18 protein-coding genes are annotated in these 22732 nt (G+C 68.2%); 8 read left to right on the top strand and 10 right to left on the bottom strand.

The features are described from left to right. Nucleotides 1-60: 60 nt before the first annotated feature. Both ACG02S_RS07295 and ACG02S_RS07290 read left to right on the top strand, forming a co-directional pair. Complete coding sequence (locus ACG02S_RS07295) at nt 61-651, top strand: ComEC/Rec2 family competence protein (protein ID WP_394469780.1); 591 nt, start codon at nt 61-63, stop codon at nt 649-651. Continuing rightward, nucleotides 576-1193, top strand: coding sequence for an MBL fold metallo-hydrolase (locus ACG02S_RS07290; protein ID WP_394469779.1), 618 nt, complete (start codon nt 576-578; stop codon nt 1191-1193). Before ACG02S_RS07295 ends, ACG02S_RS07290 begins: the two co-directional genes overlap by 76 nt. 354 nt (nt 1194-1547) lie before the next feature. Here ACG02S_RS07290 and mltB read toward each other — a convergent pair whose 3' ends face one another. The 5 genes from mltB to ACG02S_RS07265 all read right to left on the bottom strand — a co-directional run bounded on the left by mltB (nt 1548) and on the right by ACG02S_RS07265 (nt 7872). Next, a complete protein-coding gene (gene mltB / locus ACG02S_RS07285; protein ID WP_394469778.1) occupies nt 1548-2645 on the bottom strand; it encodes a lytic murein transglycosylase B in 1098 nt (365 codons plus the stop codon). After that, the gene (locus ACG02S_RS07280) at nt 2642-4663 is read right to left on the bottom strand and encodes a transglutaminase TgpA family protein (protein ID WP_394469777.1); all 2022 of its coding nucleotides are present in this window, start codon (nt 4661-4663) and stop codon (nt 2642-2644) included. The genes mltB and ACG02S_RS07280 overlap by 4 nt, the downstream gene beginning before the upstream one ends. Further along, entirely contained in the window at nt 4660-5643 is a 984-nt protein-coding gene (locus ACG02S_RS07275; protein ID WP_394469776.1) for a DUF58 domain-containing protein, read from the bottom strand. The genes ACG02S_RS07280 and ACG02S_RS07275 overlap by 4 nt, the downstream gene beginning before the upstream one ends. Nucleotides 5644-5754: 111 nt before the next feature. Then, nucleotides 5755-6732 (bottom strand): hypothetical protein, encoded by a 978-nt coding sequence (locus ACG02S_RS07270; RefSeq protein WP_394469775.1) that lies wholly within the window; start codon nt 6730-6732, stop codon nt 5755-5757. Between the two features lie 201 nt (nt 6733-6933). Next, nucleotides 6934-7872 carry an AAA family ATPase gene (locus ACG02S_RS07265; RefSeq protein ID WP_394469774.1) on the bottom strand — a complete coding sequence of 313 codons (939 nt, stop codon included), beginning with the start codon at nt 7870-7872 and terminating at the stop codon, nt 6934-6936. A 32-nt stretch (nt 7873-7904) separates the two neighbouring features. On the opposite strand from ACG02S_RS07265, the gene ACG02S_RS07260 reads away from it, so the two are divergent. From ACG02S_RS07260 to ACG02S_RS07250, 3 genes are all read left to right on the top strand, one after another. Next, entirely contained in the window at nt 7905-8840 is a 936-nt protein-coding gene (locus ACG02S_RS07260) for a histone deacetylase family protein (protein WP_394469773.1), read from the top strand. 75 nt (nt 8841-8915) lie between these two features. Further along, the gene (locus ACG02S_RS07255; RefSeq protein WP_394469772.1) at nt 8916-10217 is read left to right on the top strand and encodes a mechanosensitive ion channel family protein; all 1302 of its coding nucleotides are present in this window, start codon (nt 8916-8918) and stop codon (nt 10215-10217) included. Nucleotides 10218-10237: 20 nt separating this feature from the next. Further along, on the top strand, nt 10238-12112 hold the full coding sequence (locus tag ACG02S_RS07250; RefSeq protein ID WP_394469771.1) for a DUF3857 domain-containing protein: 1875 nt from the start codon (nt 10238-10240) through the stop codon (nt 12110-12112). Nucleotides 12113-12128: 16 nt separating this feature from the next. On the opposite strand, the gene ahr is transcribed toward ACG02S_RS07250, so the two are convergent. Both ahr and ACG02S_RS07240 read right to left on the bottom strand, forming a co-directional pair. After that, nucleotides 12129-13142, bottom strand: a complete 1014-nt coding sequence (ahr, locus tag ACG02S_RS07245; RefSeq protein WP_394469770.1) for an NADPH-dependent aldehyde reductase Ahr — start codon at nt 13140-13142, stop codon at nt 12129-12131. 83 nt (nt 13143-13225) lie between these two features. Further along, nucleotides 13226-14767, bottom strand: a complete 1542-nt coding sequence (locus ACG02S_RS07240) for a fumarate hydratase (RefSeq protein ID WP_394469769.1) — start codon at nt 14765-14767, stop codon at nt 13226-13228. Nucleotides 14768-14851: 84 nt separating this feature from the next. On the opposite strand from ACG02S_RS07240, the gene fumC reads away from it, so the two are divergent. Both fumC and nhaA read left to right on the top strand, forming a co-directional pair. Then, nucleotides 14852-16240, top strand: coding sequence for a class II fumarate hydratase (fumC, locus tag ACG02S_RS07235; RefSeq protein WP_394469768.1), 1389 nt, complete (start codon nt 14852-14854; stop codon nt 16238-16240). Between the two features lie 60 nt (nt 16241-16300). After that, nucleotides 16301-17461, top strand: coding sequence for a Na+/H+ antiporter NhaA (nhaA, locus tag ACG02S_RS07230; protein ID WP_394469767.1), 1161 nt, complete (start codon nt 16301-16303; stop codon nt 17459-17461). 16 nt (nt 17462-17477) lie between these two features. Here the strand turns inward: nhaA and ACG02S_RS07225 are convergent, their stop codons facing one another. Further along, on the bottom strand, nt 17478-18110 hold the full coding sequence (locus ACG02S_RS07225; protein WP_394469766.1) for a TIGR00645 family protein: 633 nt from the start codon (nt 18108-18110) through the stop codon (nt 17478-17480). 73 nt (nt 18111-18183) lie between these two features. On the opposite strand from ACG02S_RS07225, the gene acs reads away from it, so the two are divergent. Beyond that, a complete protein-coding gene (gene acs / locus ACG02S_RS07220; RefSeq protein WP_394469765.1) occupies nt 18184-20190 on the top strand; it encodes an acetate--CoA ligase in 2007 nt (668 codons plus the stop codon). A gap of 46 nt (nt 20191-20236) precedes the next feature. Here acs and ACG02S_RS07215 read toward each other — a convergent pair whose 3' ends face one another. Further along, on the bottom strand, nt 20237-22129 hold the full coding sequence (locus ACG02S_RS07215) for an AAA family ATPase (protein ID WP_394469764.1): 1893 nt from the start codon (nt 22127-22129) through the stop codon (nt 20237-20239). 278 nt (nt 22130-22407) lie between these two features. After that, nucleotides 22408-22707, bottom strand: a complete 300-nt coding sequence (locus tag ACG02S_RS07210; RefSeq protein ID WP_394469763.1) for a c-type cytochrome — start codon at nt 22705-22707, stop codon at nt 22408-22410. Nucleotides 22708-22732: the final 25 nt, after the last annotated feature.

Here is a 22732-nt window from a genome sequence, read left to right as displayed (position 1 = left end):
GGCGGCATGCTACACCTCGGGGCATGCGCGGGGAGGGCGCAGGTGCAGAGGCCTTGGGGCGTGCGGGAACTCGTTGTGACGGGGCTGGCCTGGCTGCTCGGCCTGGCGTTGCTGCATCGCTGCGAGCGGCTGCCCTCGGGCGCTGAGTGCGCGGCGCTGGCGGTAGCAGCCGTGCTGCTGCTCGCGCTGCACCGCCGCCACTGGCTGCTGCTGGCGGCGGCGGTCATGGTCACCGCGGTTGACCCGGGGTCGCTGATGCAGCCGGGCTTCTGGCTGTCGTTCGGTGCCGTGGGGCTGCTGATGGCGGCCGGCAACGAGCCGGCCGAGGGCTGGCGTGTGCGCTTGATGGCGGCGCTGCTCACACAGCTCGTCGCGGCGGTCGGTCTGGCGCCGCTGAGTCTGATCTGTTTCGGCCAGCTGTCGGCGGTGGGCTTGCTGGCCAATCTGGTGGCCATTCCGATGATCAGTTTCGTCATCACGCCGCTGGCCTTGCTGGGTGGCCTGGCCGCGCCTCTTTGGAGCCTGGCCGCGCTGCTGACCCAGGGCCTGATGGCCTGGCTGCAGCTGCCGGTGGCGTGGCCGGGCGCCGTCTGTGGCTGCCTGCCGCGCCGTGGTGGGAGCAGGCGCTGGCGTTGCCGGGCGCGCTGCTGATCGCGCTACGGTTGCCGTGGCGGTTGCGCCTGGCGGGCGTGGCGCTGCTGCTGCCGCTGCTGCTGCTGCCGCTGCTGTGGCCCGCCGTGCCGCGGCCCGACCCGGGCGAGTTCGAACTGCTGGCGCCGGACGTGGGCCAGAGCAACGCCGTGCTGCTGCGCACGGCGCAGCACACGCTGCTGTTAGACACCGGCCCGGCCTACGCGCCCGGCGCTGATGCCGGCGAGCGTGTGTTGCTGCCGCTGTTGCGCCGTTTGAGCGTGCGGCGGCTGCACGTGCTGATGTTGAGCCACCGCGACACCGACCACGTGGGTGGCGCGGCCTCGCTGCTGCGGGGGCTGGACGTCATTGAGCTGCGCAGTTCACTGGAGCCGGGGCACCCGCTGCTGCGCACCGGCCCGCAAGAGACGCGCTGCGAGGCCGGCCAGCATTGGACCAGGGACGGCGTGCGCTTCGATGTGCTGCATCCGCTGCCGGCGCACCATGAGGCGGGACTGAAGTCCAACGACCTGTCCTGCGTGCTGCGCATCACGGCCGCGTAGGGCCGGCGTGCGCTGCTGCTGGGCGACCTGGAGGCCGTGCAGGAGCGGGGCGATGGCGGCACGCGAGCTCGACCTGCGTGCCGATGTGCTGCTGGTGCCGCACCATTCAGCAAGACTTCATCGAGCGCGGAACTGCTGGCCGCTGTGCAGCCGCGCGTGGCACTCGTGTAGGCGGGCTACCGCAGCCGCTCGGGCACCCGGCGCTGCCGGTGCTGCGGCGCTATCAGGAGGCCGGCGCCGACGTCGTGGGAAGCCCTGCCTGCGGTGCGTGGCGATGGGCCAGTGCGACCGGCGAATCGAGCTGCGAGCGCGACCGGCTGCGGCGCTACTGGCACGACCGCGTGCTGCCTACCGTCAACCCGGGACCGACGGGGCCCGCGCCTGGTGAAGACGCCTAGCCTTGACCGCCTGCCCCAGCTCGATGACGGCCAGCGCGTAGTAGGCCGACCAGTTGTAGCGCGTGACGACCCAGAAGTTCTCCGTGCCCAGGAGCACGGTGGTGGGCTTCTTCGGCCCGTTCTGCAGTTCGATGACGGCCATGGCGCCGACGTGCTCGCGCGCCGCCTCGGACGGCAGCGCGCCGGCGGCCAGCAGGTCGGCCGCGGTGAACGTGGGCTTGATGTCCGGCGCCAGCAGCCGCGCCCGCTCGGCCTGGTCGTGCGGCAGCCTGACGCTGTAGTGCGTGGCCATGCCAGGCTTCCAGCCGTACTGCGACAGGTAGTGCGCCACGCTGCCGATGGCGTCCCCCGGGCTGCTCATCAGGTCGATGTGGCCATCGCCGTCGAAGTCCACCGCATGCTGGCGCCAGCTGCCGGGCATGAACTGCGGCAGACCCAAAGCGCCGGCGTAGCTGCCGCGCACGGCGGCGGCGTCCAGGCCGTTCTCGCGGCTGAGCTTCAGGAACTCAGCCAGCTCCTTGCGGAAGAAGGCCTGGCGGTCGGCCGCGCGCGGGTGGGCGGCGGGGAAGTCGAAGGCCAGTGTGGCCAGCGCGTCCAGCACCTTGAAGCCGCCCATGATGCGGCCATAGAAGGTCTCCACGCCGACAATGCCGACCACAATCTCGGCCGGCACGCCGTACTGGTTCTCGGCGCGGGTGAGTGCGGCCTCGTGCTCGGCCCAGAAAGCGGCGCCGGCCTCCAGGCGCCTGGGCTCGATGAAGCGGTCGCGGTAGGCCGACCAGTCCTTGGCGGTGCCGACAGCAGCCGGCAGGATGAGTTGCTTCACGCGCGGCAGGTCCAGCGCCTCGGTCAGCTGTTCGCGCAGCGTGGCGGCGTCCCAGCCTTGCGCCGCAGCCAAGTCGTCGGCAAAGGCAAGCACCTCGGCGCGCGGCCCGAGCGGTTGCGGCGCTTCCGCCTTGGCCGGCGCTCGCTTGGTGGCCTTCTTGGCCGCGTGGGTGACGGGAGAGACCAGCACGAGCAGGCCGGCGATCAGGGGCAGGAGTCGGGACTTCACGGTCGCAGCATACGGGCCGCCGTGCGGAACTCGGCCCAGTCAGGTGTCGGGGCTTGCGCGGCGTAGCGCGATCGCTCCAGCCGCTCCAGCCACTGTGCCGTCGGTTCGGCCTTCTGGCCGTGAGCGCGCCGCAGCGCACGTGCCCAGGCGGCCGGGCCTTCGTGCGCCGGCAGCGCCACGCCCGCGGGCCCCAGCAGCGCCAGGATGCGCGCTCGCTGGCGGCTCCAGGCGTCGTGCGGGCGGCTGCTCCAGCGCACCCAGGCCAGCGAGGCCAGCGCCAGCACGCCGATGACCCCGGCGATGGCCTGGCCCAGCGCGGTCCAGTCGGGCTGCTCGAAGCCCATGCGCTTCAGCAGGTCGAACTGGTTCTCGCGCGAGTAGTTCAGCACCAGCTGCTGCCAGCGGTTGTTGACGGTCTCCCAGCCGCTGCGCAGCGCGCGCCACAGCGTCGGGTTGAACTGTCCGATGACACCGGGCTGCGGCTGCAGCGCCAGGCCCTGGATGACGCGGTCGGGCGCCACGGCGGCGGTGGGGTCGCTGCGCACCCAGCCCCGCCCCTCGACCCAGAACTCGGCCCACGCATGGGCATTGGCGTTGCGCACGATGAAGTAGCCGTCCTGCGGCTCGGCGTCCCAGCCCTGGAAGCCGGTGACGATACGCGCCGGCACTCCCATAGCCCGCATCAGCACGACGAAGGCAGACGCGAAGTGTTCGCAGAAGCCCAGCCGGCGGTCCAGCCAGAACTCGTCGATGACGTGCGGCGAGGTCTCGCCGTAGCGGCCGGGCGACAGCGTGTATGTGAAGTCGTTGGCCCGCACATGCGCCAGCAGTGCGGCGCCCAGCGCCTCGGCGCGCGGGCCGGGCGCGAGCTGCGCGAACTGCGGTTGCGTGGCTAGCGCGTTCGCCCAGGCGACGCTGCGCGGATTGCCGCCGGCGGGGAGTTGCAGGTCGGTGGCCTGTCGCAGCCGTTTGAGGTTGAGCCCGGCCTGCCAGCGGGTGTGCGCGCTGGTCTGCAGCCTCATTCGTTCGGTGATGGGGCGGGGCGACAGCCACTGCAGCTCCGGCCCTCGCGTCAGCGTCAGGTCGGGCAGATTCAGCTGGGCGCCGACGTCGCCCGGGCTCATCTCCAGCAGCGGCAGCACCGGGATACGCAGCGGCTCCAGCGTCATCTCGTAGTTCAGCGGCGGGCTGGAGACGGACAGGTCGTCGCGGCCGCGCAGCCAGCCTTCGCTGCTGCGCGGGTCGGGGGCGCGCCAAGTCTTGCCGTCGAAGCGGGTCAGCACCGGGCCGCGGAAGTAGCGCTGATCCGGCGGCGGCACGGCTCCGTCGAAGCGAAGTCGCATCGCGACGCTGTCGTCGTTGGCGATCTCGTTCATCGCGCCGAATTCCATCTGGTTGGACAGCCCCGTCCTGCCGATGGCCTCGGTCGGTACTCCCCACAGCGGAGCGATGCGCGGGAACAGCACGAACAGCAGCACCATGACCGGCAGGCCCAGCGCCGTGGTGGCCGCGGCGCGGCGCGCGGCGATGGCGATGCTGGGCACGCCCGTGGGCATCTGCGCCAGCACGACGGCCGCCAGCAGCCCCCACAGCGACAGCAGCGCGCCGAGCGCCGTCAGCAGCGACTGCGAGTACAGGAACTGCGTCAACACCAGGAAGAAGCCGAGGAAGAACACCACAAAGGCGTCGCGCCGCGCCCGCAGCTCCAGCGTCTTCAGCGCCATCAGCACCGCCAGCAGCGTGATGCCGGCCTCGCGGCCGATCAGCGTGCGAAAGGTCAGCCAGGTCATCAACCCGTACACCAGCGCGATGCCGATCAGCCACCAGCGGCTGGGCAGCGGGCGTTGGCGCCAGGCGATCTGCGCGCGCCACAGCAGTACCAGCGCGGTCAACGCGGTGGCCCACAGCGGCAGGTGGCCGGCGTGCGGCGCCATGACTGCCGTGATGACGGCTAGCAGAAAGAAGCTGTCACGCGCGTCGCGCGGCAGGCGGTGCCACCACCGTGATAGCGCGTTCATGCGTTGAACCCCGCCAGCATCTCCAGGCTGGCCTGCCGGTGCGTGGTGCCGAGCGCCGGCGCCAGTTCACGCCCCGCCAGCCGCAGGCCATAGGGTTGCGACGCCCGCTCGGCGGCCAGCACCCAAGCCGTCAGCCGCGACAGCCGGGCCTCCACGTCGCGGCCCTGGGTGTCGCGCCAGTCCAGCCATAGGTCCTGCGCCAGCGGCGTCTCGGTCTCGCGCACCCACAGCGGCAGGCCCTGGTCCAGCGCCAGCGCCGACTTGCGCCACAGGATCTGCTTCATCGAGTCGCCGCGGCGGTAGCTGCGCACGCCGGAGAAATCGGACCCGCCGGCCGAGGGCTGGGTGGACGCCGCCTCGCCCGCACTGGCCTCGGCTTGGGTGGGGAAGGGCGCCAGCACCTCTTCGGCCCTGGGGTACACCCAGACCTGGGACGCGGGCCGCCAGTAGCTCCAGGCGCGGAACAGCCCCAGCGGGAAGCGCGTGGAGATGACCAGCCGCGGCAGCTCGTGCAGGCCACGTCTGGGCGCCGGCAGCCTCAGCCGCAGCACCGCGTGGCCCAGGGCCGGCACGTCCACCCAGGCGGGTTCGGTCAGGCCGCTGTCGAGCTGCGCGCTGACGGCGATGCCGAAGCGATCCTTGCCCGGGTTGTGCAGGCGCAGCTCCAGCACGTACTCGTCGCCGGCATGCACGCCGTCGGGCGCACGCAGGTCCATCTGCAGGCCGCGCAGGTTGGCGTGCGTGGTGTGCATGGAGGCCAAGCCAGCGCCGGTCAGCGCGAAGGTCAGCGCATAGCCCAAGCTCAGCTGCTCGTTGATGGAGGCCAGCAGTAGCACGCCCAGCGTGGCGCAGAACGCCAGGCCGGCCGACGTGGGCAGGATGTAGGTGTTGCGCTGCGTGGTGCCGTGGGTGTCCGCCTGCGGCTGGCGGGCCTGCCACCAGGCTTGCCAGCGGGCGCGTAGGGCTTGAGGAGCGGCCATGGCGCAAGGATAAGGGGCGCTGACCCCGCCACCGGACCAGAGCCGCCAGCTCGACACGCACGCCACAGGGGCTTCACCGCCCTGCGCGGGCGGCGCAGCCCATGAGGCGTTCTACAGCAGGCCGGCCTTGGCCAGCGTCTTGATCATCGCGTCAGCCTTGTCTTTCAGCTGCTCTTCCTTGGCCAGTTCGGTCAGCAGCTTGAGAGCGGTCTTTTCGTCGCCGTCGACTTTGGCCTGCAGGGCCTTCTTCAGCTTGGCGACATCCTTGATGCCCAGCAGCTTGGCGGCCTTGGACGAATCGACCTGTTTCGGCGGTGGCGCTTCCTCGCCCTCGACCTCCTCCAGCTCGTCGGCCTCGTCGGCCCACTTCTTGATGATGGCCATCTGGCCGTCCATGGACTTGTACTCGTCGCGGAAGGTGCGCACACGCGTGGTCACCTTGCCCAGGTCTGCCAGGTAGGTCTTGACCTTGCCCGTGGTTGACATGGAGGCTCGGTCTTTGACGGCGCTCACCTTCATGGACAGCTGAATCTTCGGGAAGTTTTTGTCGACCCAGGCACGGTCCTGAACCATGATCGAAGCAGCCCCGCTCTTCTGGGACGCAATGATCTTGTCGACCGAGTCGATGACGTCCAGATAGCCCTTGATCTTGTCTTTGTACTTCTTGCTGGCCAGCCATTTGGACTTCTTCTTCAGCGCGATGGCACGCAGGTTCTTTGCCTCCTGCTCCGCGGTGGCCAGATCCGTCTTGATCTTGCCGATGCTCACGTCGTAGATGGCGCTGAACTTCTCGCAGGCCTTGTAGAGATCCTGGCGAAAGGTCTCGATGCCTTTGATGGTGGACGCCATCGACGGATCGAAGACGTCCTTTAATGTCTTGTCCTTGTTGGCATCGAGTGTCGTGCCCTCGCCTTTGAACTTGGAAGACAGCTGCATGAACAGCAAGTCCCAACCTTCGTCGGCTGTCGTGCCGATATGGTTGATGTTGTGGATCTCCTTCTCCAGCGCCTGCTCGGCCTTGGCCAGCGTCGCGGGGTTCTCCACGAGCAGCTTCTGTAGGTTGAGAATGGACGTGCGCAACTTACCCATGCAGTGACTCCGGATGCGGTTGGTGAACGGCCAGAGATGGCCTGGGGCGTTGGCCTGCGGGTCGGACTTCAGCCCCGGCTTCACTTGGCGTGTTGGTAACCGTGTCGTCGCCGCAGTTCCCGTTGCGCTCCGGTCCTCCCGTTTTCACTGCAGCCGATGCATCAGCGCGGCGGCGGCCGTGATGGGCGCCGCGCCTTTCGCTCAAGGCAGCGGGATCGCCTCGATCATCGCCCGCACCTGCTCCCGTGCTCCGCGCCCCGCGCCCGCCCGCGGCTGCAGTCGGTGCGAGATCGTCTGCGGCAGGATGGCCTGGATGTCGTCCGGCGACACGTAGTCCCGTCCTTGCAGCAGCGCCCGCGCGCGCGACGCGCGCAGCACAGCCAGGCCCGCGCGCGGCGACAGGCCTTCGACGAACCAGTGCCCCGATCGTGTTGCGGCAATCAGTGCCTGCAGGTAGTCCAGCAACGGCGGTGCGGCATGAATGGCCTTCACGGCGGCCTGAACCTCGATCAGCTCGGCCGGCGTCATGACCGCCTTCAGCTCGCGCAGCTGCTCGCGGCTGTCGCCGCCCATCAACAGTTCGCGCTCCGCGGCGGCGTCTGGGTAGCCCAGCGAGATGCACATCAGGAAACGGTCCAGCTGCGATTCCGGCAGCGGGAAGGTGCCGAGCTGCTCGCTGGGGTTCTGCGTCGCGATGACGAAGAAGGGTTCGGGCAACGGATGGCTGATGCCCTCGATGCTGACCTGGTGCTCCTCCATCGCCTCCAGCAGCGCGCTCTGCGTTTTGGGGCCGGCACGATTGATTTCGTCGGCCAGCAGCACCTGCGCGAACACCGGGCCGGGGTGGAAGGCGAAACCGTTCTTCTCGCGCTCGTACACCGACACGCCCAGCAGGTCGCTGGGCAGCAGGTCCGCCGTGAACTGCAGGCGAGAGAACTTCAGCCCCAGCGAGATCGCCAGCGCATGGGCCAGCGTCGTCTTGCCGACGCCTGGCAGGTCCTCGATCAACAGGTGGCCGCCGGCCATCAGGCAGGCCAGGGAGTCCGCGATCTGAGCGGGTTTGCCCTTGATGACCGTGCTAATCTGGTTTTGCAGCGTCTGCAGCTGCGCCGACAGTGTTCGTGATGGGGCTTGCGTCATGAGGCTGCACCATAGCAAGAGACAAGCATTCCATGCCGACTGCCTATTTCAATCCCCCCGAATGCCGCCGCCACGAGATGGGCGAGGGCCATCCCGAATGCCCCGAGCGCCTGGCCGCGATCGATGACTGGTTGATCGCATCGGGCGTGGCGCCGGCGCTGGAGCCGTTCGATGCGGCGCCAGTGGACCTGAAGACCGTGGAGCTGGCCCACACGCATGGCTACGTGTCCGAGATCGGGCGCATGCTGCGCGACTGCGCCGAGACCGGCGAGCGATGCGCGATCGATCCCGACACGTCCGCCAACGCCCATACGTGGTCGGCCGTGCTGGCAGCAGCGGGTGCGGCCGTGCAGGCGACCGACGTGGTCATCGATGGCCGCGCCGACAACGCCTTCTGCGCCGTGCGCCCGCCTGGCCACCACGCCACGCGCGACCAGAGCATGGGCTTTTGCTTCTTCAACAACGTGGCCATCGCCGCGCGCCATGCGCTGGACAACCGCGGCCTCAAGCGCGTGGCCATCGTGGACTTCGACGTGCACCACGGCAACGGAACGGAGGACATCATTGCCGGCGACGAGCGCGTGCTGATGGTCAGCCTGTTCCAGGATGCGCTCTACCCGTTCTCCGGCGGCGTGCCCAAGGGCGAGAACATGGTCAACGTGCCGCTGCCGGCGTACACGCGCGGCATGGAAGTGCGCGAGATCGTCGAAGCCATGTGGCTGCCGGCGCTGGAGCGTTTCAAGCCCGAGATGGTCTTCATCTCGGCCGGCTTCGACGCGCACCGCGACGACGACCTGGGCCAGCTGGGCCTGGTGGAGGCCGACTTCGAGTGGCTGACGCTGAAGATCAAAGCCGTCGCCGACCGCCACTCTCAGGGCCGCATCGTCTCGCTGCTGGAAGGTGGCTACAACCTGCATGCGCTGTCGCGCAGCGTGGGCGTGCATCTGCGCGTGCTGGCCGACCTGTAGACCTTTCCCCTTTTCTATCGGCCGGGGCGACGCCGGCCGAGGTGGCCTTGAACGGCCTTGAGCGCTGTGAACGCGATGAACGAACCTCTGAACCTGCACCAACTCCAGGGCCTGCTGCGCCATGCCTTCAGCACCGACGCGCTGGTCGAATGGGCGCTGCTGTTGAGCTGTCTGCTGCTGGCGGGCGGCATCAGCTGGGCGCTGTCGCGCGCCGCGCAGCGCCACGACCTCGGCGTGCTATTCGGTCGACGCGTGCTGGACGGTGCCCTGTTCCCGGTGCTGGCCGTCGCGCTCGCCTTCGTCGCGCGGCGCTTGCTGCCGCTGTGGGACCTGCCGCCGGCAGTCTTCAGGCTGGTGCTGCCGCTGCTGGTGTCGCTGGCGGTCATCCGCCTCGTCGCCCGTGTGCTGGCCGGCGCCTTCCCGGCGTCGCGGGTCATCAAGTCGGTCGAGCGCATCGGCTCGTGGCTCATCTGGCTGGCCGCGGTGCTGTGGGTCACCGGGCTGTTGCCGGTGCTGCTCGACGAACTCGACCACATCGGCTGGAAGGTCGGCAGCGTCCAGCTGACGCTGCGAAACCTCATCGAGGGCGTGCTGACCTCCATCGTGGTGTTGCTGATGGCGCTGTGGCTGTCGTCGGCTATCGAGGCACGGCTGATGAAGCGCGAGTCGCTGGACATGTCCATGCGCAAGATCGCCGCCAACGCGGTCCGGGCGCTGCTGCTGTTCATCGGCCTGATGTTCGCGCTGTCGGCCGCCGGCATCGACCTGACCGCCCTGGGCGTGCTGGGCGGTGCGCTGGGGGTGGGCCTGGGCTTCGGGCTGCAGAAGCTGGCGGCCAACTACGTGTCGGGCTTCGTCATCCTGGCCGAGCGCTCGCTGCGCATCGGCGACATGGTGAAGGTCGACAACTTCGAAGGCCGCGTCACCGACATCACCACACGCTACACGGTCATCCGCTCGCTTGGCGGCCGCGAGGCCATCGTGCCCAATGAGATGCTGATCACGCAATGCGTCGAGAACTCCTCGCTGGCCGATCCGCGCGTGCTGCTGTCGACCACGGTGCAGGTGGACTACGACTGCGCGGTCGACCGCGTGATGGAGTCGCTGGCCGCCGCGGCTGGCACCGTGTCGCGGGTGCTGAGCGACCCGGGCCCCTCGGTGCAGCTGACCCGCTTTGCCGACAGTGGCATCGAGCTGACCGTGTACTTCTGGATCATGGACCCCGAGAACGGCAGTGGCGGCGTGCGATCCAACGTGAACCTGGCGATCTGGCGCACGCTGAAGGAACTGGGCGTGGATATCCCCTACCCGCAGCAGGTCCAACGTCAGCCAAAGTCGGTGGTTAGCACCGGCGGGGAGATGCCGCCGGTCGGGTGACCAGGACCAGGGAGGGTCTGATGACGGATTGGATGCAAAGAGCCGGTGCCATCTGCGCGCTGGCGATGGGAGTCGCTTTGCCGGCAGCCGCTGCCGCGCCGCGCGTAGCCACCGACTTGCCGGCGCGGATCGAGCTGTACAGCGAGCACCACGTCGTGGCGGAGGACGGCACGGAGGTCAGCACCTTTCGCCGCGTCACGCGGCTGTTGAAGGCCGACGCTGCCGACGGCGTGCGCACCGAGGAGATCAGCCACAGCGCCAGCGCGCAGCGGCTGGAGATCGTCGACGCCTTCACGCGCAAGGCCGATGGCCGCAAGCTCAAGGTGCCGAAGAACAACTACCAGCTGCGCACCGCGTCCGGCCGCAGCGACGGGGCCGCGCTGTTCTCGGATTGGAACGAAACCACGCTGATGTTCCCCGACCTGCAGGTCGGCGACGCGACAGAGATCACCTATCGCATCGTGACGAAGCAGCCGCTGTTCCCGGGCAGGTTCTCGCGCTACAACGAGTTCAGCCGCAGCCACCCGTTCGAGCGCGTCACCATCACCGTGGACGCGCCGCAGGCGATGAAGCTGCAGCATGCCAACTGGCACATGGACTTCAGCGAGAAGCGCGTGGGCAAGCGTCAGGTGCTGAGCTGGACCTTGAAGAACCCGGAGCCGACGATCAACGAGCGCCGCGACTTCGGCGTCTATGAACTCGGCACGGAGCCCGGCTACGCGGTTTCCAGCTTCGAGGGCGCCCGCGAGATCGCTCAGCGCTATGTCGAACGCGCGAGCCCGAAGGCCGCCGTGACGCCGCGCGTACAGGCGCTTGCGGACGACATCACCCGCGGCGTGGAAAGCCAGCGGGCGCAGGTGCAGGCGCTGTACGACTGGGTGGCAGTGGAGATCGGCTACGCCGGCAACTGTGTCGGCATCGGCGCTGTCGTGCCGCGCGACCTGGCCTTCGTCATCGACAACCGCATGGGCGACTGCAAGGACCACGCCACGCTGCTGCAGGCGCTGCTGGCTGCCAAGGGCATCGCGAGCGAACAGGTGCTGGTGAATGCCGGCAACCTGTACAAGCTGCCGGCCGTACCGGTGCTCAGCATGGTCAACCACGTCATCAACTACGTGCCGTCACTGGGCCTGTTTCTCGATTCCACCGACAGCGACGCGCCGTTCGGACAGCTGCCCGTGCAGGTGCAGGACAAGCCGGTGCTGGCCGCCGCCGATGGTGTTCCGGCTCGCACGCCGGCGGACGACGGTCGCGCCCGCCAGAAGATGGTGGCGCGCTACGAGATCGCCGCCGATGGCTCGGTGAAGGGGCAGGTCGAAGTGCAGGCGCAGGGGCGCTTCGGGCAGCAGCTGCGACTGGGCTTCAAGAGCCTGAACAAGGACCGGCTCGACACGGCGGTCAAGACCCACTTCGAGCGCATGCGCCTGCAGGGCGAGGGCAGCCTGAAGTCGTCGGATCCGAAGCTGCGCAGTGACGAGTTCGACTACCAGGCGGATTTCTCGGTGAAGCAGGTGTTCCGCCTGGGCGCGGCCGGCGCCTTCGGCATCGGTCCGATGCTGTTCAGCACCGCGCCGGTGGGTGCATACGTGGGCGGCGTCAACCAGCCTGCGCCACTGCATTCGAGCGTGTGCATGTCGTCGCACAGTGAAGAACACTACGAGATCACGCTGCCGGAGAACATGCAGGTGCTGTCCGTTCCCGAGGGCGTCGCGTTCAACGGGCCGTTGGTCAGTTACGAGAGCCAGTACCGCCGCGAGGGACGCGTGCTGCACGTCAGCCGCCGTATCACCGACCGCATGCCGGCCAACGTGTGCTCGCCGGAACTGCAGGCTACCTACCTCGAAGCCCTCAAGCCGGTGCTGGACGACCTGCGACAGCAGGTGCTCTACAAGTGAGCGAGCGGGCGCGGGCTCAGAAGTCCGCGTCCAGCACGACCCGGTAGCGAGCCTTGCCGCTGCGCAGGTGGGCAATGGCGTCGTTGACACGGCTCATCGGGAAGCGCTCCACCTGCGGCAGGATCTGGTGGCGTGTGGCGAATTCCAGCATCGTCGCCAGCACCGACGGCGGCGGCGTGGGCGAGGCGGACAGGCCTTTCTGCCAGCTCAGAAGGCCGCCGCTGCGGATGCTCATCGCCTCGGTCACCACGCCCACCAAGTGCATGCGGCCCTTGGGCGCCAGCGTGGCGAGCAAGGCGTCCCAGTTCAGCGCGGCGCCGACGGTGATGAGGATGAAATCCAGGCTGCCTGCGGCGGCTTTCAACTCGGCGTTGTCAACGCTGGAGACGGTCTTGTGCGCGCCCAGCGCCAGCGCTTCGTCGCGCTTGCTGGCGCTCGACGTGAACGCGGTCACCTCGCAGCCCCAGGCGCGGGCGAACTTGACGGCCATGTGACCTAGCCCGCCGATGCCGACCACGCCGACGCGGTCGGTCGGCTTGATCGCATGCAGCACGAAGGGCAGGAACACCGTGCCGCCGCCGCACATCAGCGGCCCGACGGCGGCCGGCTCCAGCGCGTCGGGAATGGGCACGGCCCACGACCAGTGCGAGCGCAGCCGGTCGGCAAAGCCGCCGTGGCGGCCGATCAGCGTCGGCTGGCGCTGGCCGCACAGGTGCTGCTCGCCGCCCAGGCAGAAGTTGCAGTGCGTGCAGCTGCCGGTGTGCCAGCCCACGCCGACGCGCTGGCCGAGCTGCCGGCCCTTGGCGCGCGCGCCCAACGCGGTGATGCGGCCCACCACCTCGTGGCCCGGTACGACGGGATAGCTGGCCGGAAACCACTCGCTGTCGATCATCGCGAGGTCGGAATGGCAGATGCCGCAATGCTCGACCGTGATCTCGACGTCCTCGTCGCCCAGCGGGCCGGGGTCGAAATCGAAGGGTTGCAGCGAGCCGCCGGCGGTGTGGGCGGCGTAGGCGCGGATTGGTGGCATCGCGGTCTCCGTTGAATGTCTTGCTCAACGGTACCGCGATTGCGCAGCAGCAGGTGTGCTTCAGGCGACGCGCGCCTGTGGCATCACGCCGTCGCCACCGGAATGCTGATCGCCTTGCCCGAGGCGATGCGCTGCTTCCACTCGGCCGGGCCGGTGATGTGGGCGCTGGTGCCACCGGCGTCCACGGCCACCGTCACGGGCATGTCCACGACGTCAAACTCGTAGATGGCTTCCATGCCAAGGTCCTCGAAGCCGACGACCTTGGCGCCCTTGATCGCCTTGCTGACCAGGTAGGCCGAGCCGCCGACCGCCATCAGGTAGGCGCTCTTGTGGGTCTTGATGGACTCGATGGCGACGGGGCCGCGCTCAGCCTTGCCCACCATGGCGATGAGGCCGGTCTTAGCCAGCATCATGTCGGTGAACTTGTCCATGCGCGTGGCCGTCGTCGGGCCTGCAGGGCCGACGACTTCGTCACGCACCGGGTCGACAGGGCCGACGTAGTAGATGACGCGGTTGGTGAAGTCAACCGGCAGCGGCTCACCCTTGGCCAGCATGTCCTGTATGCGCTTGTGGGCGGCGTCGCGGCCGGTCAGCATCTTGCCGTTCAGCAGCAGCGTGTCGCCAGGCTTCCAGCCGGCCACGTCGGCGGGCGTCAGCGTGTTGAGGTCGACGCGCTTGCTCTTGTTGTAGTCGGGCGCCCAGTTCACGTCGGGCCACAGGTCCAGGCTGGGCGCTTCCAGGTAGGTGGGGCCGCTGCCGTCCAGCACGAAGTGCGCATGGCGCGTGGCCGCACAGTTCGGGATCATTGCGATGGGCTTGCTGGCCGCGTGCGTCGGGAAGGTCTTGATCTTCACGTCCAGCACGGTCGTCAGGCCGCCCAGGCCCTGCGCGCCGATGCCCAGCGCGTTGACCTTCTCGTACAGCTCGATGCGCATCTCTTCGAGCTTGTTCTGCGGGCCGCGTTCCAGCAGCTCGTACATGTTGATGTCTTCCATCAGCGCCTGCTTGGCCAGCAGCGCGGCCTTCTCGGCCGTGCCGCCGACGCCGATGCCCAGCATGCCGGGCGGGCACCAGCCCGCGCCCATGGTCGGGACGGTCTTCAGAACCCAGTCGACGATGTCGTCACCGGGGTTGAGCATGTAGACCTTGCTCTTGTTCTCGCTGCCACCGCCCTTGGCCGCGACGATGACGTCCACCGTGTTGCCGGGCACCACTTCCATCTGCACGACGGCGGGCGTGTTGTCCTTGGTGTTCTTGCGCGCAAAGATGGGGTCGTCCAGCACCGACGCGCGCAGCTTGTTGTCGGGGTTCAGGTAGCCCTGGCGCACGCCTTCATTGACGGCGTCCTCGATGCTGCCGCTGAAGCCCTCCCAGCGCACGTCCATGCCGATCTTCAGGAACACGTTGACGATGCCGGTGTCCTGGCAGATGGGGCGCTTGCCTTCGGCGCACATGCGGCTGTTCGTCAGGATCTGCGCGATGGCGTCCTTGGCCGCGGCGCTCTGCTCGCGCTCGTAGGCTCGGGCCAGGTGCTGGATGTAGTCGGCCGGGTGGTAGTACGAGATGTACTGGAGCGCGGCAGCAACGCTGTCGATGAGGTCTTGCTGGCGGATGGTGACGGTCATGGCGGAGTCGGGTGAGGATGGACTGCGCCCGGGATTATCCGGTGCCCAGGCTTCTATGCTGCTGACTGGCTTGCAGGAGACCCCATGACTGACACCCGACTCGAACGCGACACCTTCGGCCCCATCGCGGTGCCGGCCGACAGGCTGTGGGGCGCGCAGACGCAGCGCTCGCTGCAGAACTTCAACATCTCCGGCGAGCGTCAGGCGCCCGAGCTGATCCGGGCGCTGGCCCGGGTGAAGCGGGCGTCGGCCGTCGTCAACTTGGCGCTGGGCCTGCAGGACGAGAGCAAGACCAAGGCCATCGTGGCGGCGGCCGACGAGGTCATCAGCGGCCTGCATGTCGACGAGTTCCCGCTGGTGGTGTGGCAGACCGGCTCGGGCACGCAGACCAACATGAACGTCAACGAGGTGCTGGCCAACCGCGCCAGCGAGCTGCTGGGCGGCGTGCGCGGCGAGGGCCGGCTGGTGCATCCCAACGACGATGTGAACCGCAGCCAGAGCAGCAACGACGTGTTTCCGACCGCCATGCATGTGGCCGCCGTGCAGGCGCTGACCGAGCGGCTGCTGCCGCCGCTGCGGGCCTTGCGGACCACGCTGCAGCAGAAGGCCGAGGCCTACGACGACATCGTCAAGATCGGCCGCACGCACCTGCAGGATGCAACGCCCTTGACGCTAGGCCAGGAGATTTCGGGCTGGGTGGCGCAACTTGCCCACGGCGAGCGCCATGTGCTGGCCGCGCTGCCGCACCTGTACGAGCTGGCGCTGGGCGGCACGGCCGTCGGCACGGGGCTGAACGCGCCGAAGGGCTACGCGGAGGCGGTCGCCGCCGAGCTGGCGCAACTGACCGGCCAGCCGTTCGTCACCGCGCCCAGCAAGTTTGAGGCGATGGCGTCGTGCGACGCGCTCGTCCATGCCCACGGCGCTCTGAAGACGCTGGCGGCCAGCATGACCAAGATCGCCAACGACGTGCGCTGGCTGGCCAGCGGACCGCGCAGCGGCATCGGCGAGATCCGCATCCCCGAGAACGAACCGGGCTCGTCCATCATGCCGGGCAAGGTCAACCCCACGCAGAGCGAGGCCGTGACCATGCTGGCGGCCCAGGTGATGGGCAACGACGTGGCCATCAACATCGGCGGCGCGTCGGGCAACTTCGAGCTGAACGTGTTCCGCCCGATGGTCATCCACAACTTCCTGCAGAGCGCGCGGCTGCTGGCCGACGGCATGGCGAGCTTCGACCGGCACTGTGCAGTCGGTATCGAACCCAATGAGGACCGCATCGCGGAGCTGGTGCAGCGTTCACTGATGCTGGTGACGGCGCTCAACACCCACATCGGCTATGACAAGGCAGCGCAAATCGCCAAGAAAGCGCACCAGGACGGCAGCAGCCTGCGCGAGGCCGCGCTGGCGCTGGGCCATGTGACGGCCGAGCAGTTCGACGCCTGGGTGGTGCCGGGGCAGATGGTCGGGCGCTGACTGCAATCGACGTTGTTCCGTGTCTGGGACACTCGCCCCGTCTTGTTTTTGGAGGATGTGATGACGTCGGGTCTGAAGCGCTTCTTTGCCAGCGAATCCGCTGGTGGCATCGTGCTGGCCATTGCCGCGCTGCTGGCCCTGGTCATCAGCAATTCGCCATGGGCGTCGGCATACGAGGCTTTCCGCCAGATCCCGGGCGAGCTGCGCATCGGCGGCGATGCGCTGGTGCTGTCCAAGCCGCTGATCGTCTGGGTCAATGACCTGTGGATGGCGGTGTTCTTCTTGCTCGTCGGCCTGGAGATCAAGCGCGAGTTCCTGGTGGGCGAGCTGCGCACTCGCTCACAGGCTGTGCTGCCTGCCGTGGCCGCTTTAGGCGGCATGGCCGTGCCGGCGCTGATCTACGCGGCCATCAACCACGCCGACCCGAAGTCGCTGCACGGCTGGGCCATTCCGGCGGCCACCGACATCGCGTTCGCCATCGGCATCGTCATGCTGCTGGGCAAACGCGTGCCGATGTCGCTGAAGATATTCCTGACTGCCGTGGCCATCATCGATGACCTCGGCGCCATCATCGTCATCGCGCTGTTCTACACCAGCCAGCTGTCGCTGGCGATGCTGGCCGGCGCTGCGGTCTGCCTCATCGGCATGGCGGTGCTCAACCGCGCCGGCGTCAAGCGCATCGACCTGTACCTCGTCATCGGCACGCTGCTGTGGCTGTGCGTGCTGAAGTCCGGCGTGCACGCGACGCTGGCTGGCGTCGCCACCGCGTTCTTCATTCCGATGCAGGACGGCAAGGGCGGCGCGCCGCTGGAGAGGCTGGAGCATGGGCTGCACAACTGGACCGCCTTCGTCGTTCTGCCCATGTTCGCGTTCGCCAATGCCGGCGTGTCGCTGGCCGGTCTCACGCCGGCGGCCCTGCTGGAGCCGGTGCCCCTAGGCATCGCCGCCGGCCTGGTATTCGGCAAGGCCATCGGCGTGTTCGGCAGCAGCTGGCTGATGATCCGCCTGGGCTGGGCGCGCCGTCCGGCCGGCGCCGACTGGGTGCAGTTCTTCGGCGTCTGCGTGCTGTGCGGGATTGGCTTCACGATGAGCCTGTTCATCGGCGGCTTGGCCTTCCAGGGCCTGGCTGGTGCCTACGACACGCAGGTCAAGCTGGGCGTGCTTGCCGGCTCGGTGCTGTCGGCCTGCATTGGCTCGGCCATCCTGCTGCGGCGCCGCTGAGGCGCCTGCCGGCCGATCAGTGAGCGCCGTTGCCGTGGCTGGGCGCGGGGTGACTCAGCAGCCGGTCCGTGTACGCGATGGCCATCGCCGACAGCAGGAAGGCGACGTGGATCAGCGTCTGCCACATCAGCGTCTTCTCTGTGTAGTTGTCGGCGTTGATGAACGTCTTCAGCAGGTGGATGGAGCTGATGCCGATGATGGCCGTGGCCAGCTTGACCTTCAGCACCGACGCGTTCACGTGGCTCAGCCACTCGGGCTGGTCGGGGTGGCCGTCCAGGTCCATGCGCGACACGAAGGTCTCGTAGCCGCCCACGATCACCATGATCAGCAGGTTGGAGATCATCACCACGTCGATCAGGCCCAGCACCACCAGCATCAGGATGGTCTCGTTGAGCTTGGCGATGGGCTCGTAGCCGATGACGTTGTCCGCGGCATCCTTGATGACGGCGGCTTTGTACCCAATGCTCTTGACGAGCAACTCCAGCGCCTCCTTGTTGCCGAACGCCGCCTCGATCAGGTGCACCAGCTCGGTCCAGAACTGGAAGACGTAGACCGCCTGCGCCAGGATGAGCCCCAGGTACAGCGGCATCTGCAGCCAGCGGCTGGCAAAGATCAGACGGGGGAGGGGGCGGAGCGGTGCGTTAGGCATGGAATGAGGTCAAGCAGAATTGGTGGAAATTCTAGGTGCCGTGAATGACGCCACGTCGTCAGGGCATCGTCAGATGGCAAAAGCACAGTCCGCGGCAAGCAATATCAGGAGACAAGCCATGAGCACGCTGAATACCTACAAACCCAGTGCCGACTGGGTCGCCAACGCCCATGTGAAGGGCGAGGCCGGCTACGCCGCGCTGGTGGCCGAGGCCGAGCGGGACTACGCCGGCTACTGGGCGCGGTTGGCGCGCGAGCTGATCAGCTGGCAGACGCCGTTCACGAAGACGCTGAACGACAGCGACGCACCTTTTTTCAAGTGGTTCGAGGACGGCAAGCTCAACGTTTCGTACAACTGCCTGGACCGCCACGTCGAGGCCGGCCGCGGCGAGCGCAAGGCGCTGATCTTCGAGGCCGACGACGGCACGGTCACCAACGTCACCTACGCCCAGCTGCTGGACAAGGTCAGCCAGCTGGCAAACGCGCTCAAGAGCCGCGGCATTCAGAAGGGTGACCGCGTCGTCATCTACATGCCCATGTCCGTCGAGGGCGTGGTGGCCATGCAGGCCTGCGCTCGCATCGGCGCGACGCATTCGGTGGTGTTCGGCGGCTTCTCGGCGCAATCCTTGCGCGACCGCATCCAGGATGCCGGCGCCGTGGCGCTGATCTGTGCCGACGAGCAGCAGCGCGGCGGCAAGTCGCTGCCGCTGAAGGCCATCGTCGACGAGGCGCTGGAAGGCGGCTCATGCCCGACGCTGCGCGATGTCATCGTCTACAAGCGCACCGGCGGCAACATCGGCTGGGTAGAGGGCCGCGACCTGTGGCTGCACGACCTGATGGGCGCCGAGTCGACGACCTGCGCGCCCGAGTGGGTCGAGGCCGAGCACCCGCTGTTCCTGCTGTACACGTCGGGCTCCACCGGCAAGCCCAAGGGCGTGCAGCACAGCACCGGCGGCTACCTGCTGCACGCGGCGCTGACGACCAAGTGGACCTTCGACCTGAAGGACAGCGATATCTTCTGGTGCACCGCCGACATCGGCTGGGTCACGGGTCACACCTACATCACCTACGGCCCGCTGGCGCTGGGTGGCACCGAGATCGTCTTCGAGGGCGTGCCCACGTTCCCCGACGCCGGCCGCTTCTGGCAGATGATCCAGAAGCACAAGGTCACGATCTTCTACACGGCGCCCACGGCCATCCGCTCGCTGATCAAGGCGGCCGAGACCAACGCTGCCGTGCATCCGCGCAATTACGACCTGTCGTCGCTGCGCCTGTTGGGCTCGGTGGGCGAGCCCATCAACCCGGCTGCCTGGGAGTGGTACCGCGAGCACGTCGGCGGCGGCCAGTGCCCCATCGTCGACACCTTCTGGCAGACCGAGACCGGTGGCCACATGATCACGCCGCTGCCCGGAGTGACGACGCTGGTGCCGGGTTCGTGCACGCTGCCGTTCCCAGGCATCACCGCGGCCATCGTCGACGAGACCGGCAACGACGTGCCCAACGGCCAGGGCGGCATTTTGGTCGTCAAGAAGCCGTGGCCCAGCATGATCCGCACGATCTACGGCGATCCCGAGCGTTTCAAGAAGAGTTACTACCCGCCGGAGCTCAAGGGCTACTACCTGGCTGGCGACGGCGCCATCCGCGACGCGGAGACGGGCTACTTCACCATCACTGGCCGCATCGACGATGTGCTCAACGTGTCCGGGCACCGCATGGGCACGATGGAGATCGAGTCGGCGCTGGTCAGCTGCACCGAGCTGGTGGCCGAGGCCGCGGTGGTGGGCCGCCCAGATGACACCACCGGCGAGGCCATCTGCGCCTTCGTCGTGCTGAAGCGCCCGCGCCCCACCGGCGACGAGGCCAAGGCAATTGCCAAGCAGCTGCGCGACCACGTGGCCAAGGAGATCGGCCCCATCGCCAAGCCCAAGGACATCCGCTTCGGCGACAACCTGCCCAAGACCCGCTCCGGCAAGATCATGCGACGCCTGCTGCGTGCGGTCGCTAAGGGGGAGGCGGTGACGCAGGACACGAGCACCCTGGAGAACCCGGCGATCCTGGAGCAGCTGGGTCAGGCGTACTGACCGCCTCCCGCATCAGGCAAAACGGGCCGCATCAGCGGCCCGTTTTTCATTTGCCCGCCAGCACCCGCTTCAGCGGCGCGCCGCTGACGGTCTCCTCGTTCAGCAGCATCTCGGTCAGCGCCTCCAGCCGGTCGCGCTGGTCTTCCAGCACGCGGCGGCATTCGGCCTGCGCGCTTTCCAGCAGTGCGCGGGCCTCGTCCAGCAGCGACTTCTGCACATCGGGGCCGATCAGCTCCTTGGGCACGCCAGCCATGCTGAGCAGGCCGAAGGTCTTGCCGAACCCCATCGATCCGATCATGTTCGTCGCCAGCTCGGACGCGCGCTTGAGGTCGTCCGAAGCACCGGACGACGCATTCCCGAACGCGATCAGCTCGGCCTCGCGGCCAGCCAGCATCATGGCCAAGCGTGCGCGCAGCTCGCGCTCGCCGTACAGCGGTTCCTCGTTCGCGCGCGCCACGTAGGTCACGCCCAGCGCCGGGCCGCGTGGCTCGATGCTGACGCGCTCGACGCTGCCGGCTTCGAGTACATGCGCCACCAGCGCATGGCCGGACTCGTGGAAAGCCACGCGGCGCAGCGTCTCCGGCGTGATGAGGTCCTTGGTGTTGGACACCTCGCCACCCAGTTGGTGTGTCTCCAGAGATTGGTAGACGTGCTCCTCGCTGACGCAGGTCTCGCCCGCCTCGGCGGCATAGGACGCGGCGCGGTTCACGCAGTTGGCGATGTCCGCTGGCGACATGCCTGACGCCGTGCGCGCGATGGAGGCCAGGTCCATGCGGCCCGCCGCCTTCACCCGAGCCAGGTACAGTTTGAACAGCTGCTCGCGCTCGGGTGTGGTGGGCAGCGCGGTGCGGACGATCATGTCGAATCGGCCAGGGCGGCGCATCGCCTCGTCGATGTTGTCGATGTGGTTGGTGGCGCCGATGACGACCACGTTGTCCAGCGCCGCGAAGCCGTCCATCTCCACCAGCAGGCGGTTGATGATGCGGTTCTGCTCCTGCTCGCCACCGCCAGGCGCATCCTTGCCGGAGCTGCGCCGGCCGATGCCGTCGATCTCGTCGATGAAGACGATGCAGGGCGCCGCCTCGCGGGCGCGCTTGAACAGCTCCTTCACCTTGCCGATGCCGGCGCCGTAGAACATGGAGCTGAAGTAGGAGCCGTCCACGCTGATGAAGCTGGCACCGCACTCGCCGGCCAGCGCCTTGGCCAGCAGCGTCTTGCCGGTGCCCGGCGGGCCGTCCAGCAGCACGCCGCGCGGCGCCTTGGCGCCCACGGCCGCGTATTGCTTCGGATCTTTCATGAACGCGGCCACGCGCTTGAGCGCCTTCTTGGCCTCGTCGGCACCGACGACATCGTCGAAGCGGATGTCGGGCTTTTCGGCCAGCTGTGTGCGCTGGCCCAGTCCGCCGCGCAGCTGGAAGTGCATCAGCACGCCCACCAGCAGCAGCAGGCCCAGCATCGGGCCCATGACGGTGGCGGTCCTCTCCAGGCCGTGGCTCAGCCGCTGGCCGGTGGTGCGCGGGTCCACGTCGATGTCGGTCAGCGCAAAACCCTGCGCGACGCTGATCTCGCCCAGTCGGGCGCCGTCGGCAATCAGCCGCGTGCTGAACTGGTGGCCGTTGCGGTCGGTGTACAGCACCAGCGAGCCGGCGATGCCTACCGCCGTCACCTCGCGAGCCTGCAGCGCACGCTCGAACTCGGAAGCCTCGCGCGGCTGTGCGAGCCACTGCTCGGGCGCGCGCTCGAAGGCCAGCGCCGTAGGATTCTTGCGTGCGAGCGTCTCGCTGGCGGTGCGCTGCTGCAGCAGCCACAGGCCGGCCGCGGCGAGCACGACGGTGGCGGCAGCGGCGCCGAGGGCGAGTTGCTGGCGCAGGCCCGGCCGCGACGCCTTGGGCGTGCGTTCCACGGTATCGGGGCTGGCTTCGGAGGCTTGCGGAATCATGGCGGGCGACTTTCGGTACTGCTCAAGCCGACCCCGTCGTTCAGGGAACGGCCGCGAACGGCAGCGTAGCCGGCCGGCAGTCGCGAAAAGCGTGCGTTATCGAGGCTCGCCCCCGCGGGTCGTGCTGCGAAAAGCAACAACATGCCGTCGCGCGAAGAATTCCCGCTGCCCGGGAGCGCCGCGGTGCTGCCAGCGAGCCAATGAAGCGTACGACGCCAACACCGTCTGGCGCCATGAAAAAAGGGCCCCGGAGGGCCCTCGCGCAGCGGCGGCGCCGGTCACTTGACCGTCAGCACCCACTTGGCCAGCGTCTCGGCCTCGGCCGGCGTGACCTGCGTGTTGGCGGGCATGGGCACCGGACCCCAGACGCCGGAGCCACCCTTGATGATCTTTTCAGCGAGCTTCTTGACGGCGTCCTTGTCCTTGCCGTATTTGGCGGCCACGTCCTTGTAGGACGGACCGACCAGCTTCTTGTCGATGGCGTGGCAGGCCATGCAGTTCTTCTTTTGCGCCAGTTGCTGGTCGGCGAAGGCGGCTGCCGGGGCAATCAGGGCGAGGCCGAGGATGAGGGCTTTCATGCAAACCTTTCGGAAGCGTTGGACT

Origin of the sequence: Pelomonas dachongensis, assembly GCF_043555865.1 — a bacterium.
Taxonomy (GTDB): Bacteria; Pseudomonadota; Gammaproteobacteria; order Burkholderiales; family Burkholderiaceae_C; genus Pelomonas; species Pelomonas dachongensis.
The sequence above is the reverse complement of the archived record's forward strand: the minus strand, read 5'-3'. Positions and strand labels throughout refer to the sequence as shown.